Source organism: Sporosarcina sp. P1 (assembly GCF_002743155.1).
GTDB classification, from domain to species: domain Bacteria; phylum Bacillota; class Bacilli; order Bacillales_A; family Planococcaceae; genus Sporosarcina; species Sporosarcina ureae_B.
In genome coordinates, this window is sequence record NZ_PDYS01000001.1 from 153,451 (window position 1) to 169,432 (window position 15,982).

Consider the following 15,982-nt stretch of genomic DNA (forward strand, 5'->3'; position numbering starts at 1 on the left):
ATTGCCAGAAGGCATAAATTCATCAACGATACAAAATGAGATTACAGATTCGATGTATTTAGTCAATAAGCAGCGTGATCAGCGGAAAACTGGACCCGACACAATGGGGAAAGACGCATTCATGAAAATTTTGATTGCACAAATGGCTAACCAAGATCCAACCAATCCTATGAAAGATACAGAATTCATCGCACAGATGGCTCAATTTTCTTCATTGGAACAAACGATGAATTTAGCTAACGCATTTGAGAAGTTCGCTGCTTCACAAAATCAAAGTCAGTTAATCCAATACAATAGTTTTGTAGGCAAAGAAATACGCTGGCATGAAGTTTCTGATAAAAATGATGAAACGGGCAAGCCGATTATTAATGAAGGTACTGGCGTCATACAGTCTATCAAGTATATAAATGGTTCAGTAATCTTTACGATGGCGGATGGCAAGGAACTTTCACCTGGAAATATCTCGGAAGTAATGGGAAATGGATCGGGTTCAAGCTCTGGAGCAGTCGGTCAACCGAACAGCCTAGTACAAGCCAGTATGTTAATTGGTAAGACAGTAGGCTATATGGAAGGCGAAGAAGAACGTACAGGGAAAGTCGTATCGGTTACGAATAAAGAAGGTAGCCTGCATTATGTGTTGCAAGACGGCACGAAAATTGAAGGAAGTCAATTTACTACTATTAGTGAATAATTGAATGGGGCGATGTTATGAACAAGATCGATATCCATCGCATTCCATCACCACCACCCATACGTCAAGGACAAATACAAGCACAGTCAAAGCAGTCATTTCTCGAACATTTACAGCAAGCGACACGGCCTGAAAAACTAAAAATTAGTAAACATGCTAATGATCGGCTGCAAGAACGAGGCATTCAAATGACCGATGCAGAATGGGCGCACATCTCAGAGAAAGTAGACGAGGCGAAGAGGAAGGGCATTCGAGAATCACTCGTGTTGACTGATCAAGTCGCACTCATTGTCAGTGCAAAGAATTCAACCGTCATCACCGCGATGAACCGCATGGAAGCGAAGGACCAACTATTTACAAATATTGATGGCACGATACTACTCAGCTAAATACGGCAGGACCTTAACAGGATGCCAACCGCACCGCCGACTGAATGACGCGGTGCACTCTAAAACCGAGAGGGGAAACTATTTATGATTCGCTCAATGTACTCAGGAATTTCTGGACTAAAAAATTTCCAAACTAAGTTGGATGTAATTGGTAACAATATTGCCAACGTGAATACGTATGGCTTTAAGAAGGGACGTACGGTTTTTAAAGATTTGTATTCTCAGACTGTGGCGGGGGCAACTGGACCTGGAGGTAATAGAGGTGGTGTGAATCCAAAACAAGTGGGGTTAGGTTCACAACTAGCTGCTATTGATACCATCCATAGTCCAGGGTCAACTCAATTTACCGGTAATACTTTAGATTTAGCAATTGAAGGTGATGGATTTTTCTTAGTAGGAAATGATACTGAGAAATTCTATACGAGGGCAGGAAATTTTTACTTAGATCAAGACGGAGCGATTGTTGATGGAGATGGTCGATTCTTAAGCGGAACAGCCATTAACATACCTGAAGATGCTACAAGTTTATCAATTGGTCAGAATGGACAAGTGTCATATGTTGTAGCTGGATCTTTAACAGAGGGTCCTGTTATTGAGTTATTTAAATTCAATAACCCAGGCGGATTAGAAAAAGTTGGTGGGAACTTATTTAGAGAATCTCCGAACTCAGGTGTTCCTCTTGCTGGTGAACCTGGAGGAGCAGATGGCCACGGTGTTATCAAATCGGGCTCTCTTGAAATGTCCAACGTAGACCTTTCCGAAGAATTCACAGATATGATTGTTGCACAACGTGGTTTCCAAGCCAACACACGGATTATCACAACTTCAGACGAAATCTTACAAGAACTAGTAAACTTGAAACGATAACATAGTATAGTTTGAGAAGGAGGGTCGGGCCGGCCTTGGCCTGGCCCCTTACATATGATTAAAGTGACGAGATTGAATCGAACGACTTTTACGTTAAACGCATTGTACATAGAGAGAGTCGAGTCGTTTCCAGATACGACAATCACGTTGACGACTGGGTCAAAATATGTCGTTCTTGATTCAGCTGACGAAGTAAATAACCGAATCATTGAATTTTATCAAGCGGTCCAGCTGCTATCCAATCCGCATATCCGGGGGGATGAAGAAGATGAAGAATAAATTATTGACGATTTCATTGATTATTTTAGTGAGTATTACGTTGATTGGTGTCGTGGCGGTCGTATTGATATTGAATTTCAATAAAGATAGCGACGGAGAAGAAAAAGCACCGTCAATTGATGAAATTATTGAATCGTCTGTGGATATGGAAGAAATTACGACAAACTTGTCTGGACGTAATTTCGTCCGTATATCGCTGAAAATCCAGACAGACAGTAAAAAGGCAGCAGAAGAATTAACGAAACGGGATTTCCAAGTAAAGAACCTAGCTATTCAAGAACTGTCTGAAATGACCGCGAAAGACCTTGAAGGAAAAGCGGGAAAACAGCAATTTGAAGATAATATAAAAGCAAAGTTAAACGAGCTGATGCAAGATGGTGAAATACAGAAGGTGTATATTGTCTCATATATCATCCAGTGACGGCAGGAATGATCTACAAGAGATATATGCGCAATGGGAGGTGGGTCTATGTCGGGAGATGTACTGTCCCAAAATGAAATAGATGCGCTGCTGTCTGCTTTATCGACGGGTGAAATGTCAGCAGAAGAAATGAAGAAAGAAGAAGAAACAAGAAAAGTACGTGTCTATGACTTTAAGCGTGCACTTCGTTTCTCCAAAGACCAGATTCGGAGTTTGACTAGGATCCATGAAAACTTCGCTAGACTATTGACTACGTATTTCTCTGCGCAACTCCGTACGTATGTGCAAATTAATGTGATGTCGGTAGATCAGATTCCGTTTGAAGAATTTATCAGCTCGATACCCAATATGACATTGATTAATATATTCGATGTATCTCCGCTTGAAGGGAATATTTTAATGGAGGTCAATCCAAATGTTGCCTATTCAATGTTGGAACGATTGATGGGTGGTTTTGGGGCGAGTTCAGGAAAAACGGACAATATGACAGAAATTGAAACGAAGATCTTGACGAATTTATTTGAACGTTCGTTTGATAGCTTACGTGAAGCTTGGTCTGGGTTAATTGATATTGATCCTTATCTAACAGAGATGGAAGTCAATCCCCAATTTCTTCAAATGATTTCACCGAACGAAACCGTGGTCGTTATTTCATTTAATATTATGATTGGTGAATCTAGCGGTATGATCAACATGTGCATCCCGCATATAGTATTGGAACCAATTATTCCAAATCTCTCTGTGCAGTACTGGATGCAGACGAATAAAAAAGAACCCACTGCTGAGCAAAGTGTGGAATTGGAAAGACGTATTAAAAATGCAACGCTCCCTATAGTTGCTGATCTCGGAAAGGGACAGATATCTATCGAGGATTTCCTGCACCTGCAGCTTGGTGATGTGATTTCATTGGATACAAGCATTGAAGAACCTTTAACAATACGAATAGGGGAAAAGCCTAAATTCACAGCACAGCCAGGAAAATTACGTAATCGAATGGCTGTTCAAATACTGGAAATATTGAATACGGGAGAGGATGACGATGATGAGTGATAATATTCTCTCACAGGAAGAGATTGAAGCGTTGTTACGGGGTGAAACGTTAGAACCTGCCCAAGCGGACGAACGTGAATCGGAAACTATCGATATTAAGGATTACTTGACCGAAATGGAGCAAGATGCATTAGGTGAAATTGGTAATATCTCATTTGGTAGTTCCGCTACAGCACTTTCAGCTTTACTGGGACAAAAGGTAGAAATCACAACACCACAGCTGGCGCTAATCCAACGTGATAATTTGGAAGACGATTTCGTTCATCCGTATGTAGCGATTAAGGTCGAATATACAGAAGGGTTAAGCGGTGTCAACCTATTGGTGATCAAACAAAGTGATGCGGCGATCATTGCGGATTTAATGCTTGGAGGAGACGGCATGACTCCAAATCAAGAATTAAGTGAAATTCATTTGAGTGCAGTACAAGAAGCGATGAATCAAATGATGGGATCTTCCGCAACTTCAATGTCTACCATTTTTAATAAAAAAGTAGATATTTCACCACCCACTATTGATTTGATGAATATTCAAATAGATCAGGGAACCGAAAATATTCCTGCGCATAATTTATTGATTCGTGTGTCCTTCAATTTGAAAGTTGGTGAGTTGATCGATTCTGATATTATGCAATTGTTCCCACTGGAGTTCGGTAAAAAACTAGTTTCATCACTAATGGGGGAAGAGGAAGCGGCTACCGTGATGGAAGCACCACCTAGTCCGCAAGCATCCCAATATTCGGAACCAGAACCGGCATATAAACCAGAGCCTACGTCAATGCAACAACAGCAACCTGCATCCCAAGCACCACCAATTCAACAAACAGCAGCACCACGTCAGACTCAAGCTCCAGTGCATGTCCAGCAAGCAGAATTTGCAAGTTTCCAAGCACCTTCTTTAAATAAGGAAGAATCAAATAATTTAAATTTGCTACTTGATATACCGCTTCAAGTAACAGTAGAATTAGGACGTACGAAGCGTTCTGTTAAAGAAATTCTAGAAATGTCAGGTGGTTCAATTATTGAACTGGATAAATTGGCAGGGGAGCCAGTCGATATATTAGTCAATAATCGCTATATTGCAAAAGGAGAAGTAGTAGTCATTGACGAAAACTTCGGAGTTCGCATTACGGACATTTTAAGTCAAATGGATCGATTAAATAATTTACGATAGAAGATACTTGGAGGGAATATGAATGGGAAAACGAATTTTGGTAGTAGACGACGCGGCATTTATGCGTATGATGATCAAGGATATTTTAACGAAGAATAATTATGAAGTAGTAGGTGAGGCAGCAGACGGTGCTCAAGCTATCGAAAAATATAATGAATTGAAGCCAGACTTGGTTACAATGGATATCACGATGCCTGAAATGGATGGTATTGCGGCATTAAAAGCAATTAAAAGTACGCATCCATCTGCAACAATCATCATGTGTTCTGCAATGGGGCAACAAGCAATGGTAATCGATGCAATCCAAGCTGGAGCAAAAGACTTTATCGTTAAACCATTTCAGGCGGACCGTGTGATTGAAGCGATTGACAAAGCGTTGAGCTAAGAGAAACATATGAATGTGAAATCAGTCATCCATTGTTTAATACTATTCATTTTGTGCTTTACTATTCCACCATTTGCACATGCAGAAACCGATCCTAACGTCAGCGTATCAGACTGTATTGGAAAAGATAAAGATTGCGAAGAGAAAGTCCCAGTTGTAGAAAATGATAAAAAATTAGTGATAAATGATGAATTGGACGAGCCTAAAGGGCCCACAGCAAAAGATTACATTCGCACTCTTTTTGCTTTTGTATTTGTAATTGGTTTGCTCGTGTGGTTACTGCGCTTCATGAATAAACGCAATAGAAATTTCGACTCGAATCGACTTATGACGAATATGGGCGGCGTTCCGTTAGGTCAAAATAAATCTATTCAACTAGTAAAAATGGGTAATCATTATTTTGTGGTCGGTGTTGGAGAAAATGTACAGTTGCTAAAGGAAATAGAAGATCCAGATGAAATTACTGAATTACTTGCACGTTATGACCAAAGCGATGAAGTCCAGAAGGGACTATTTTCAAAACTCTATACTCGGTTTTACTCGAAAACAGAACAAACTCCTTCTGAAGAAGCTACATTTAGTCAATTATTTTCAACTAAAATGAACGAAATCAAATCTGATCGAAAAGAGCAATTAAGACGTTTAAATCGGAAGGAGAGCGACCGCGATGGTTGATTTTCTGGGCACATTTTCAGATAGTGATCCCACCAATGTCTCTACTTCCATTAAGATGTTGCTATTACTCACGGTATTGTCACTTGCACCAGCCATTTTAATCTTGATGACTTCGTTTGCTAGGATTATTATAGTCCTGTCATTTGTTCGGACGGCGCTTGCTACACAGCAAATGCCTCCTAACCAAGTGTTAGTTGGATTAGCATTATTTCTAACGTTCTTCATCATGTCACCTGTGTTATCTCAAGTGAATGAAGAAGCATTAACACCTTTGTTTGATGAGGAAATCAGTTTGGACGAAGCATACGAACGGGCCAGTGTGCCATTCAAAGAATTCATGAGTCAACATACAAGGCAGAAAGATTTAGAATTATTCATGCGCTATAACCAGATGGAGCGACCGGATACTATTGAAGATATTCCGCTAACTATGATGGTACCAGCCTTTGCCCTCAGTGAAATTAAGACAGCATTTCAAATGGGCTTTATGATTTTCATTCCCTTTCTCGTTATCGATATGATCGTAGCCAGTGTGCTTATGTCTATGGGTATGATGATGCTTCCACCCGTAATGATTTCATTACCATTCAAGATATTATTATTTGTTTTAGTTGACGGTTGGTATCTCATTATCCAGTCATTGCTACAGAGCTTTTAGGGAGGAATTTGAATGACGAGTGAATTTGTAATATCCATCGCAGAACGGTCCGTTTGGGTTATTCTTCTTGCTTCAGGACCTCTCTTAATCGTAGCGTTAATGACGGGGCTTGCCGTGAGTATTTTTCAGGCAACTACACAAATTCAAGAACAAACATTGGCATTCGTACCGAAAATCGTAGCGGTTTTGGTTGCTATCATATTTTTTGGACCTTGGATGTTATCATATGTCACCGGCTATGCTAGCGAAATATTTTCCAATCTCTCCAGGTATGTTGGGTGATTAAATGAATGAACTTATTCCGTCGTTACCCGCATTTTTACTTATCCTAACTCGTGTTACTTCTTTCTTTGTAACACTACCATTGTTTTCTTACAAGACCATTCCAGCTACACAACGGTTACTATTTGGGGTACTATTAGCCTGGATGATGTCTTACTCTATCACAATGCCTGAACTGGAGATCGATGGACAATACATATTACTTGTACTGAAAGAAGCGGTAGTCGGCTTATCAATCGGCATTGCCGCTTTTATTATTATGTCGGCTATTCAAGTAGCTGGTGGATTTATTGACTTTCAGATGGGATTTGCCATTGCGAATGTCATTGATCCGCAAACGGGCGCACAGTCCCCATTGCTTGGACAATTTCTTAATTCACTTGCGATGCTATTGCTACTAGTAGTGAATGGTCATCATTTGCTTTTAGATGGGATATTTTACAGTTATGAGTTTGTCCCCATCACAGCTATGTGGCCACCTTTTGGTAGTCCTAACATGGCAGAATTTATTGTGTTAACATTTGCAAAATCCTTTGCGATTGCGTTTCAAATGGCAATTCCAGTCGTAGCTACATTATTCCTTGTAGATTTGGCACTCGGTATAACCGCACGTGCTGTGCCACAGCTGAATATTTTTGTAGTTGGGTTCCCAATTAAAATTGGTGTCAGTTTCTTAGTGATCGTGACGATGTCTAGTGTCTTCATAATCGTAATGAAGAAAATGTTTGAAATTATGATTGTGACGATGAGGAATCTGATGATACTGCTTGGAGGTGGCTAACTTGTTACTAAGGCTAGATTTACAATTTTTTGCCGGTGAGAAGACGGAAAAGGCTACCCCGAAAAAGCGGGAAGACTCCAGGAAGAAAGGACAAGTATTAAAAAGTCAAGACGTGACGGCTGCGATTGTACTTTTCTCTATTTTTACATTCATGTACTTTTCCGCAGGTTTTATGCGTGATAATTTCTTTGTGTTTTTCCGAGAATCTTTTACACACTTTATCCCGATTAAATTGCTAGATGAAGAACAAGTCATGTTAGTATACATAAGCGTTATAAAACAAATGGCAATCATTTTATTGCCGATTATGTTAATTGCAGTTATTGCAAGTATTGCAGCGAACATGTTGCAATTTGGTCTTTTATTTACTGCAGAGACATTGAAGTTTGATTTAAAGAAAATAGATCCAATTAAAGGATTAAAGCGGATTTTTTCGATTCGTGCAATTGTAGAGTTATTGAAATCTATATTAAAAATTTCTTTTATTGGAACAGTCACCACCCTTATTGTATGGAGTAATTTGGGACAAGTACTCGACTTGGCATTTAAGACACCGCAAATAACTCTAGTCACTGTAGCAAAATTAGTCGGAATGATGGGGATTATTGCCTCATTAGTATTGTTACTCATTTCCATATTGGATTTTCTTTACCAAAAATTCGACTATGAAAAAAATCTTAAAATGTCTAAACAAGATATTAAAGATGAAAGTAAAAATATGGACGGAGACCCGCTCATCAAATCCCGTATTAGACAGCGTCAGCGTGAAATGGCCATGCGTCGTATGATGCAGGAAATCCCTGAAGCTGACGTAGTGATCACCAATCCTACTCACTTTGCCATCGCGCTGAAGTATGATGAAGATCAGATGGATTCACCAATCGTCATTGGAAAAGGTGCGGATTTTGTCGCACAAAAAATTAAAATGATTGCGGCGGAGCACGATATTGTGATGGTAGAAAATCGACCTCTTGCACGTGCTATGTATGACGAGGTAGAGATTGGAGATCGAATACCTGAGCAATTCTTTAAGGCGATCGCAGAAATTCTAGCCTATGTATATCGTATTCAAAAGAAAATATAAGTTAAAGAAGAAAGTAGGGATGGCATGCAGTTTAAAGATATAGGAGTACTCGCAGCGGTTATTATGATCATTGCGATGCTTGTCATCCCATTACCACCTTGGTTATTAAGTTTCTTGATTATTATCAATATTACCCTTGGGTTGATGGTTTTACTAACTGCGATGAATATGCAGGAAGCACTACAATTCTCTATCTTTCCATCGTTATTATTATTACTCACATTATTCCGTTTAGGTCTTAACGTTTCTACAACACGTGCGATTCTTTCGGAAGGTAATGCAGGTGGAGTAGTTGATACATTTGGTACATTCGTTACGGGTGGAAATATTATTGTGGGACTCGTAGTTTTTGTTATTTTAATCATCATTCAGTTTATTGTTATAACGAAAGGTTCGGAGCGTGTATCCGAAGTTGCTGCACGTTTTACTCTTGATGCCATGCCGGGTAAGCAAATGAGTATTGATGCCGATTTAAACGCAGGAATGATTTCAGATATAGAAGCCCGCACCCGTCGTGAAAAAGTGAGTAACGAAGCGGATTTCTATGGTGCGATGGACGGTGCAACAAAATTTGTAAAAGGGGATGCCATTGCCGGAATCATCATCGTTATGATCAACTTAATGGTCGGTATGATTATTGGTGTTGTGCAAATGGGATTGCCGTTTGCGGAAGCAGCAGTTCAATTCTCTACACTTACTGTCGGGGATGGTATTGTTTCACAAATACCAGCGCTGTTGATTTCTACGGCAACAGGCATTGTAGTCACACGTGCTGCATCAGAAGGAAACTTAGGGACGGACATTACGAATCAATTATTAGGACAACCCAAATTGCTTTACGTAGCAGCCATTACAATTTTTTTACTGGGTCTTGCTACACCGATTAATGACGTCTTAACTATTCCAATTGCAGGTGCACTGGCAATGAGTGCATTTATGATGTCACGTAAAGAAGATGAAGATCCAGACGAATTATTAGAGATGGAAGAAAATGTAGAGACTGAAGGGTTAAAACGTCCTGAAAATGTCGTTGACCTTTTGAATGTCGATCCGATTGAATTTGAATTCGGTTATGGTCTCATTCCACTTGTAGATGCCACTCAAGGTGGCGATTTGCTGGATCGAGTCGTTATGATACGTCGTCAGTTAGCCATAGAACTTGGACTTGTTATTCCAGTTGTTCGTATCCGAGATAATATACAATTACAACCAAACGAATACCGAATTAAAATAAAAGGGAATGAAATGGCTAGGGGAGAACTATTGTTAGATCATTATCTAGCTATGAGTCCTGGCGGCGAAGATTTAATAGAGGGAATTGATACCGTAGAGCCTTCGTTTGGATTGCCAGCGAAATGGGTTACTGAAGAAGCGAAAGAAGAAGCAGAAATCATGGGTTACACAGTCGTGGATCCGCCAAGTGTGGTATCTACGCATTTGACTGAAGTTATTCGTGCCAATGCATCCGACTTACTTGGACGTCAGGAAACCAAGCAACTAGTAGATCATGTACATGAGACATATCCGATTTTGGTTGATGAACTAACACCGACTCCGTTATCAATTGGTGAGATTCAAAAAGTACTTGCTAAATTATTGAACGAACAAGTTTCCGTTCGTAATTTACCGATCATTTTTGAGACACTGGCAGATTATTCAAAGTACACGTCTGATGTGGATGTACTAACAGAATACGCGAGACAATCACTGGCACGTCAGATCACTGGGCAATTTGTTGTAGGTAATGGAGCGTTAAAAGTATTAACAGTCTCTGGAAAAGTAGAGAAACTCATTGCCGATAGTATTCAACAGACTGAACAAGGGAACTTTCTTTCAATTGACCCATCACAATCTCAAATGATTTTGGAGCGGATTGCGCAAGAAGTCGAACGGGTAGCTATGCTGGACCAATCTCCTGTCATTTTATGTTCACCTGCCATTCGCATGTATTTACGTCAAATTACGGAACGGTATTTCCCACAGATACCTATACTGTCTTATAATGAATTGGAAGCATCAGTGGAAGTTCAAAGTGTAGGGGTGGTGGATATTTAATGAAAATGAAAAAGTATACAGCATCTACTATGGTTGAAGCTATGGCGAAAGTCCGTGAAGATTTTGGAGACGACGCGGTCATCCTTAGTTCAAACGTCACGAAAACAAATGGCTTTCTTGGTCTATTTCGCAAACGTTCGGTAGAAGTAGTTGCAAGCTATGATAAAACGAATATAGAACGTCCATATGAATCACAAGTTCGTTCTGTACAACCGGTGGTGGAACCAGAGTCAGTTGAACATATGCAACGAGAAATGCGAGAAATCAAGCAACTGCTAAAAGATATACAGCAAGTAGATCATTCATTTGAAAAATTCCCTGATGAACTATTACCAATACTGAATATGTTACAGCTGCAAGGTCTGGAAGGTAAATATATAACGGAAATTGGCAATCTAGTTTTCAATCGAATGAAGCAAGACAAAATCGATTTTACTAAAGAACAGCAAATGGAATTGATTAGAACATGGTTTAGCGATCGTCTTTACGACATACCTTTTGGCGGCATCTCTTATCAGAAAAAGTTTATTAATGTTCTAGGGCCGACCGGTGTGGGTAAAACCACGACCATTGCAAAAATTGCCGCACGTGCCTTGTTGGAAGAAAAAAAGAAAGTTGGTTTCATAACGACCGATACGTATCGAATTGCGGCAATTGAACAATTGCGCACATACGCTAATTTACTTCAGGCGCCAGTTGAGATTGCCTATAATGAAGAAGACTTCCGTACCGCAATTGAAAAGTTAAAAGATCTTGATCTCATATTTATTGATACAGCGGGCCGAAATTATAAAGAAGCAAAATTTGTCAATGATTTATCGAAACTCATTGACTTTTCATTAGATATGGAAACATTTCTTGTATTATCTACCACATCAAAGGAACAAGATATGGATACCATCATTAGACAATTTACTAATTTCCCAATTGAGAAATTCATATTTACTAAGACAGATGAAACCGATTCTGTTGGATCTATTATTAATTTAATACTGAAATATGATATAGGTGTATCCTATTATACAGATGGACAAGAAGTTCCTGAGGATTTGACAGAAGCCAGTTTGGAAAAGATGGTGGACCTTCTATTAGCAGGTGATTTACGTGCATGACCAGGCGGAAGCACTAAGATTAAAAATGATGAAAAGTCAAAGACAAGTAGCTCGCTCAATTGCCGTCGTTAGTGGAAAAGGCGGGGTAGGCAAGTCGAACTTCACTGCTAATTTCTCTTGCGGACTCGTAGCTAAAGGACAAAAAGTATTAATTGTGGACATGGATATTGGGATGGGGAATATTCATATATTATTTGGAGCCACACCAACATTTCATCTAAAAGATTATCTATCCGATAAGCAACAATTAAAGGACATTGTGACCCCGATTGAAGACAATCTTTCATTTATAGCAGGTGGTTCTGGACTGGAAAATGTAGTTGAGTGGTCAGGAGAAATGTTTGACCGATTGATTGAAGCATTCTCTATTTTACAGATGGAATATGATGTCATTTTATTCGATATGGGTGCGGGAGCGACGAAGAGTTCAATTGATTTAATTTTGGCGATGGATGAAATTATTTTAATTGCGACACCGGAGCCTACTTCTATTACGGATGCGTATTCGATGATTAAGTTCATAAGTCGACAAGATGCGAACAAATCTATTCATATAGTGAGTAACCGTGTTCTGAAAGAGCAAGACGGGCGTGATTCGGTCGCACGTCTTCAGTTGGCTATGCGAAAGTTTTTATTCATAGAAACTAGTATTTTAGGATTCTTGCCGGATGATATTCATGTACGTAATGCAGTAATCGCTCAGGTCCCTTTCGTCAAATTATATCCCAATGCAAAAGTGAGCAAGCGCATGCTGGCGATAACTGATACATTTTTACATAGCAACAAACCAAGCATTTCTATTGAAACCTCTGGATTCATAGATAAAATCAAAGGTGTTTTTCTAAAGGGGCGTGTGTAATTTGATTACAGCAAAGAAAAAACGCATTCTTGTTGTAGATGACTCAGCTTTTATGCGCAAGTTAATTTCTGATATGTTGAATAAACACCCCATGATGGAAGTCATCGGCATCGCTAGAAATGGCAAAGATGCAGTGGAAAAAGTTCGCGATCTTCGACCAGACGTCCTTACAATGGATATTGAAATGCCTGTGATGAATGGACTGGAAGCTTTAAAGTTCATTATGGGTCAAATGCCAATCCCTGTAGTGATATTATCAAGTACAACAAAACATAATACAGAAAATGCAGTTTTAGCGATAGAATACGGTGCTGTTGACGTGATTGCTAAACCTGGTGGTGCTATTTCGTTAAATCTTCATGAAATCGAAAAAGAAATTGTGGAGAAAGTATTTGCTGCTTCAAACGTAGTAATTCAAACATTGACGCGTCAAATAACATCCACAAAAAAACTTCATACACCCACGACAAGCAGACAAAATACTGCGAATGAAAATAGTAGCACTTCTACATTTCCAATAAAAACAGTAAGCAAGCCTAAAAAAAATACACTTATTGCTAAACAGTTTGTTATAATAGGTACATCGACAGGAGGACCAAGGGCCTTGCAGGAAGTGATTACAAGGTTTCCAGCGGACTTCCCACACCCAATTCTAATTGTCCAGCATATGCCACCTGGCTTCACTAAATCATTGGCCGAACGATTGAATGGTCTGAGTGAGATCGCTGTTAAAGAAGCTAAACATGATGAACCGATCGAAAATGGGACAGCCTATATTGCACCAGGCGGCTTTCATCTGAAGTTTGTGAAATCAAAAACAGGCTACAAGATCGTATTGGACGGAGATGAAGCACCGCGTTCTGGTCATCGTCCGGCAGTAAATGTGTTATTAGAATCAGCAGCGACACATAAAGAACTGGAATATATAACGGCTATTATGACAGGAATGGGTTATGACGGTAAAGAAGGTATGGAACTATTACGTGCTTCATGTAAAACGATTACTATAGCGGAATCTAAAAAAACGTCCGTTGTATATGGCATGCCCAAAGCTATAATTGATGCGGGTCTCAGTGATGAGATTAAAGATGTGCAACAGATCGCCGATGCGATAATAGGAAATTTGAAGTAACTAGGGGGCTTTACAATGGATGTAAGTCAGTATTTGGATATGTTCATAGAAGAAAGTAAAGAACACTTGCAAGCTTGCAGTGAACAGTTGCTAGCGTTAGAGAATAATCCGGATGATCTAGCAATTGTCAATGAAGTCTTTAGAGCTGCACATACGCTTAAAGGAATGTCAGCGACAATGGGGTATGAGGATATTGCAGATTTAACACATAAGATGGAGAACGTTCTTGATGCAATTCGAAACTCAAAAATCAGCGTTTCAACAGAGATTCTAGATGTGGTATTTGAAGCAGTGGACGATCTTGAACTAATGGTACAAGACATCGAATCAGGTGGGGATGGAAAAAAAGATGTCAGTAAGTTAGTAGACACTCTCAATCGCATTGAAGCGGGACAACCAGTAGATTTAACAACTGAGTCTGTTGCGACAACAGAGGAAGCTTCTATTGAAGTCGTCACTTCGACAGGAATTCCTTACGATGAGTTTGAGTTGACGGTAATTTCTCAATCTGCTGAGCAAGGCTTTAATGCACTAGAGATCACTGTTACATTACGTGATGATTGCTTGTTGAAAGTGGCTCGCGTATTCATGACTTTTGAAATTTTGGAAAAGTCAGGAGAAGTCATAAAAACAGTTCCTACAGTAGAACAATTAGAAAATGAAGATTTTGATCAGAAATTTACGATTGTTCTATTGACTCAAGAAGGTGCTGAAGATTTAAAGGCAAAAGTACTGAAAGTTTCTGAAATAGAAGACGTACATATTACACACATTACTGATGAATACGTGCAGAAATATAAGCAAGCTTCATTATAATTGTGACGCAGACTCGAAAGTGATTGAAACAACAATCGTGCCCGTTGCTATAGCTACGACAACCACAGAAGCGCCTAAGGAAACTATAAAAACCAAAAAGGCTACCTCTTCCAATTCCAATAAAACCATTCGAGTTAATATTGATCGACTTGATATATTAATGAATTTATTTGAAGAACTGGTTATTGATCGTGGACGCCTTCAATCGATTGCCAGTGAATTGCATAATCCCGAATTGAATGAATCCGTAGAAAGAATGACTCGGGTATCAGGTGACTTGCAAAACATCATTTTGAATATGCGAATGGTACCTGTAGAAACAGTCTTCAATAGATTCCCCAAAATGGTTCGACAATTGGCTCGAGACCTTAATAAGAAAGTCGATTTGGAAATTGTCGGCGCTGAAACAGAGCTGGATCGTACTGTAATCGACGAAATAGGAGATCCTCTCGTTCATTTGATTAGAAATGCTTTAGATCACGGTATTGAAATGCCTGAAGAGCGAATCGCGAATGGCAAGCCAGAAATTGGCACGGTAACATTGCGTGCCTATCATTCGGGCAACCATGTATTTATCGAGCTTGAAGATGATGGAGCGGGTGTAAACCGTCAACGCGTTGTCGGTAAAGCAATTGAACGAGGAATTGTCAGTCCGGAAGGCGCCGATTCATTGACAAATAAACAAGTAGCAGAATTGATATTAGCTTCAGGGTTTTCCACTGCAGCTTCCATTACGGATGTATCAGGTCGCGGCGTTGGGTTGGACGTTGTAAAAAACACTATTGAATCTCTTGGCGGACATATTTCGATTGATTCCACTGAAGGAAAAGGATCGTTATTCCAGGTGCAGTTGCCTCTTACTCTTTCTATCATTTCTGTAATGTTAGTAGAGTTGGATGAAGAAATTTATGCGATCCCGTTGTCTTCCATAATTGAAACTGCCATTATTCAAAAGTCAGATATTTTAAATGCTCATAACCAGCCTGTCATCGATTTCCGTGGAACTATTGTACCGTTGGTGGACCTAAAAGATATATTTGAAATGAAGAATAGAAGTAATGAAGAAGAGGAGTTCCAATCTATCGTGATCGTTCGTAAAGGTGATAGTTTAGCTGGATTAGTCGTAGATTCATTTATTGGCCAACAAGAAATTGTTTTGAAATCACTTGGTGAATACTTGCAGAGTGTCTTTGCGATATCGGGTGCTACGATTCTAGGAAATGGTCAAGTGGCATTAATTGTTGACTGTAATGCATTGATTAAATAATCGGGGTG

17 protein-coding genes and 1 pseudogene are annotated in these 15,982 nt (G+C 39.5%); all 18 read left to right on the forward strand.

Annotated elements, in window-relative coordinates; genetic code table 11:
• Position 1: 1 nt before the first annotated feature.
• The 18 genes and pseudogenes from flgD to CSV73_RS00860 all read left to right on the forward strand — a co-directional run bounded on the left by flgD (position 2) and on the right by CSV73_RS00860 (position 15,974).
• Positions 2–691: a flagellar hook assembly protein FlgD gene (gene flgD / locus CSV73_RS00775; RefSeq protein ID WP_233191755.1), complete on the forward strand. Its 690-nt coding sequence runs from the start codon at positions 2–4 to the stop codon at positions 689–691.
• A gap of 17 nt (positions 692–708) precedes the next feature.
• Positions 709–1,080 (forward strand): TIGR02530 family flagellar biosynthesis protein, encoded by a 372-nt coding sequence (locus tag CSV73_RS00780; RefSeq protein WP_085133239.1) that lies wholly within the window; start codon positions 709–711, stop codon positions 1,078–1,080.
• 84 nt (positions 1,081–1,164) lie between these two features.
• On the forward strand, positions 1,165–1,947 hold the full coding sequence (gene flgG, locus CSV73_RS00785) for a flagellar basal body rod protein FlgG (protein WP_099626366.1): 783 nt from the start codon (positions 1,165–1,167) through the stop codon (positions 1,945–1,947).
• A gap of 54 nt (positions 1,948–2,001) precedes the next feature.
• Entirely contained in the window at positions 2,002–2,226 is a 225-nt protein-coding gene (locus CSV73_RS00790) for a flagellar FlbD family protein (RefSeq protein ID WP_085133241.1), read from the forward strand.
• The gene (gene fliL, locus CSV73_RS00795) at positions 2,216–2,647 is read left to right on the forward strand and encodes a flagellar basal body-associated protein FliL (protein WP_085133242.1); all 432 of its coding nucleotides are present in this window, start codon (positions 2,216–2,218) and stop codon (positions 2,645–2,647) included. Before CSV73_RS00790 ends, fliL begins: the two co-directional genes overlap by 11 nt.
• Positions 2,648–2,695: 48 nt before the next feature.
• A complete protein-coding gene (fliM, locus tag CSV73_RS00800; protein ID WP_085133243.1) occupies positions 2,696–3,697 on the forward strand; it encodes a flagellar motor switch protein FliM in 1,002 nt (333 codons plus the stop codon).
• Positions 3,690–4,868 (forward strand): flagellar motor switch phosphatase FliY, encoded by a 1,179-nt coding sequence (gene fliY / locus CSV73_RS00805; RefSeq protein ID WP_085133684.1) that lies wholly within the window; start codon positions 3,690–3,692, stop codon positions 4,866–4,868. The genes fliM and fliY overlap by 8 nt, the downstream gene beginning before the upstream one ends.
• Positions 4,869–4,890: 22 nt before the next feature.
• Positions 4,891–5,253, forward strand: coding sequence for a response regulator (locus CSV73_RS00810; protein WP_085133244.1), 363 nt, complete (start codon positions 4,891–4,893; stop codon positions 5,251–5,253).
• 9 nt (positions 5,254–5,262) lie between these two features.
• On the forward strand, positions 5,263–5,928 hold the full coding sequence (locus CSV73_RS00815) for a flagellar biosynthetic protein FliO (protein WP_099626367.1): 666 nt from the start codon (positions 5,263–5,265) through the stop codon (positions 5,926–5,928).
• Entirely contained in the window at positions 5,921–6,586 is a 666-nt protein-coding gene (gene fliP / locus CSV73_RS00820) for a flagellar type III secretion system pore protein FliP (protein ID WP_083035438.1), read from the forward strand. The genes CSV73_RS00815 and fliP overlap by 8 nt, the downstream gene beginning before the upstream one ends.
• A 12-nt stretch (positions 6,587–6,598) precedes the next feature.
• Positions 6,599–6,868 (forward strand): flagellar biosynthesis protein FliQ, encoded by a 270-nt coding sequence (gene fliQ, locus CSV73_RS00825; RefSeq protein WP_085133246.1) that lies wholly within the window; start codon positions 6,599–6,601, stop codon positions 6,866–6,868.
• A gap of 4 nt (positions 6,869–6,872) precedes the next feature.
• The gene (gene fliR / locus CSV73_RS00830; RefSeq protein WP_099626368.1) at positions 6,873–7,649 is read left to right on the forward strand and encodes a flagellar biosynthetic protein FliR; all 777 of its coding nucleotides are present in this window, start codon (positions 6,873–6,875) and stop codon (positions 7,647–7,649) included.
• Positions 7,642–8,733, forward strand: a complete 1,092-nt coding sequence (gene flhB / locus CSV73_RS00835; RefSeq protein ID WP_099626575.1) for a flagellar biosynthesis protein FlhB — start codon at positions 7,642–7,644, stop codon at positions 8,731–8,733. The genes fliR and flhB overlap by 8 nt, the downstream gene beginning before the upstream one ends.
• A gap of 24 nt (positions 8,734–8,757) precedes the next feature.
• Positions 8,758–10,788, forward strand: a complete 2,031-nt coding sequence (gene flhA / locus CSV73_RS00840; RefSeq protein ID WP_099626369.1) for a flagellar biosynthesis protein FlhA — start codon at positions 8,758–8,760, stop codon at positions 10,786–10,788.
• Positions 10,788–11,900 carry a flagellar biosynthesis GTPase FlhF gene (gene flhF / locus CSV73_RS00845; RefSeq protein WP_099626370.1) on the forward strand — a complete coding sequence of 371 codons (1,113 nt, stop codon included), beginning with the start codon at positions 10,788–10,790 and terminating at the stop codon, positions 11,898–11,900. The genes flhA and flhF overlap by 1 nt, the downstream gene beginning before the upstream one ends.
• Positions 11,893–12,759, forward strand: a complete 867-nt coding sequence (locus CSV73_RS00850; RefSeq protein WP_099626371.1) for a MinD/ParA family protein — start codon at positions 11,893–11,895, stop codon at positions 12,757–12,759. Before flhF ends, CSV73_RS00850 begins: the two co-directional genes overlap by 8 nt.
• Before the next feature lie 52 nt (positions 12,760–12,811).
• Positions 12,812–13,891, forward strand: coding sequence for a protein-glutamate methylesterase/protein-glutamine glutaminase (locus CSV73_RS00855; RefSeq protein WP_369802564.1), 1,080 nt, complete (start codon positions 12,812–12,814; stop codon positions 13,889–13,891).
• Between the two features lie 15 nt (positions 13,892–13,906).
• Positions 13,907–15,974 (forward strand): annotated as a pseudogene (locus CSV73_RS00860) (chemotaxis protein CheW).
• The last annotated feature ends 8 nt before the right edge of the window (positions 15,975–15,982 follow it).

Coding starts and splice junctions, on each gene's coding strand:
- CSV73_RS00780 (WP_085133239.1), top strand. CDS start 709: ATGAACAAGATCGATATCCATCGCATTCCATCACCACCACCCATACGT.
- flgG (WP_099626366.1), top strand. CDS start 1,165: ATGATTCGCTCAATGTACTCAGGAATTTCTGGACTAAAAAATTTCCAA.
- CSV73_RS00790 (WP_085133241.1), top strand. CDS start 2,002: ATGATTAAAGTGACGAGATTGAATCGAACGACTTTTACGTTAAACGCA.
- fliL (WP_085133242.1), top strand. CDS start 2,216: ATGAAGAATAAATTATTGACGATTTCATTGATTATTTTAGTGAGTATT.
- fliM (WP_085133243.1), top strand. CDS start 2,696: ATGTCGGGAGATGTACTGTCCCAAAATGAAATAGATGCGCTGCTGTCT.
- fliY (WP_085133684.1), top strand. CDS start 3,690: ATGAGTGATAATATTCTCTCACAGGAAGAGATTGAAGCGTTGTTACGG.
- CSV73_RS00810 (WP_085133244.1), top strand. CDS start 4,891: ATGGGAAAACGAATTTTGGTAGTAGACGACGCGGCATTTATGCGTATG.
- CSV73_RS00815 (WP_099626367.1), top strand. CDS start 5,263: ATGAATGTGAAATCAGTCATCCATTGTTTAATACTATTCATTTTGTGC.
- fliP (WP_083035438.1), top strand. CDS start 5,921: ATGGTTGATTTTCTGGGCACATTTTCAGATAGTGATCCCACCAATGTC.
- fliQ (WP_085133246.1), top strand. CDS start 6,599: ATGACGAGTGAATTTGTAATATCCATCGCAGAACGGTCCGTTTGGGTT.
- fliR (WP_099626368.1), top strand. CDS start 6,873: ATGAATGAACTTATTCCGTCGTTACCCGCATTTTTACTTATCCTAACT.
- flhA (WP_099626369.1), top strand. CDS start 8,758: ATGCAGTTTAAAGATATAGGAGTACTCGCAGCGGTTATTATGATCATT.
- flhF (WP_099626370.1), top strand. CDS start 10,788: ATGAAAATGAAAAAGTATACAGCATCTACTATGGTTGAAGCTATGGCG.
- CSV73_RS00855 (WP_369802564.1), top strand. CDS start 12,812: ATGCGCAAGTTAATTTCTGATATGTTGAATAAACACCCCATGATGGAA.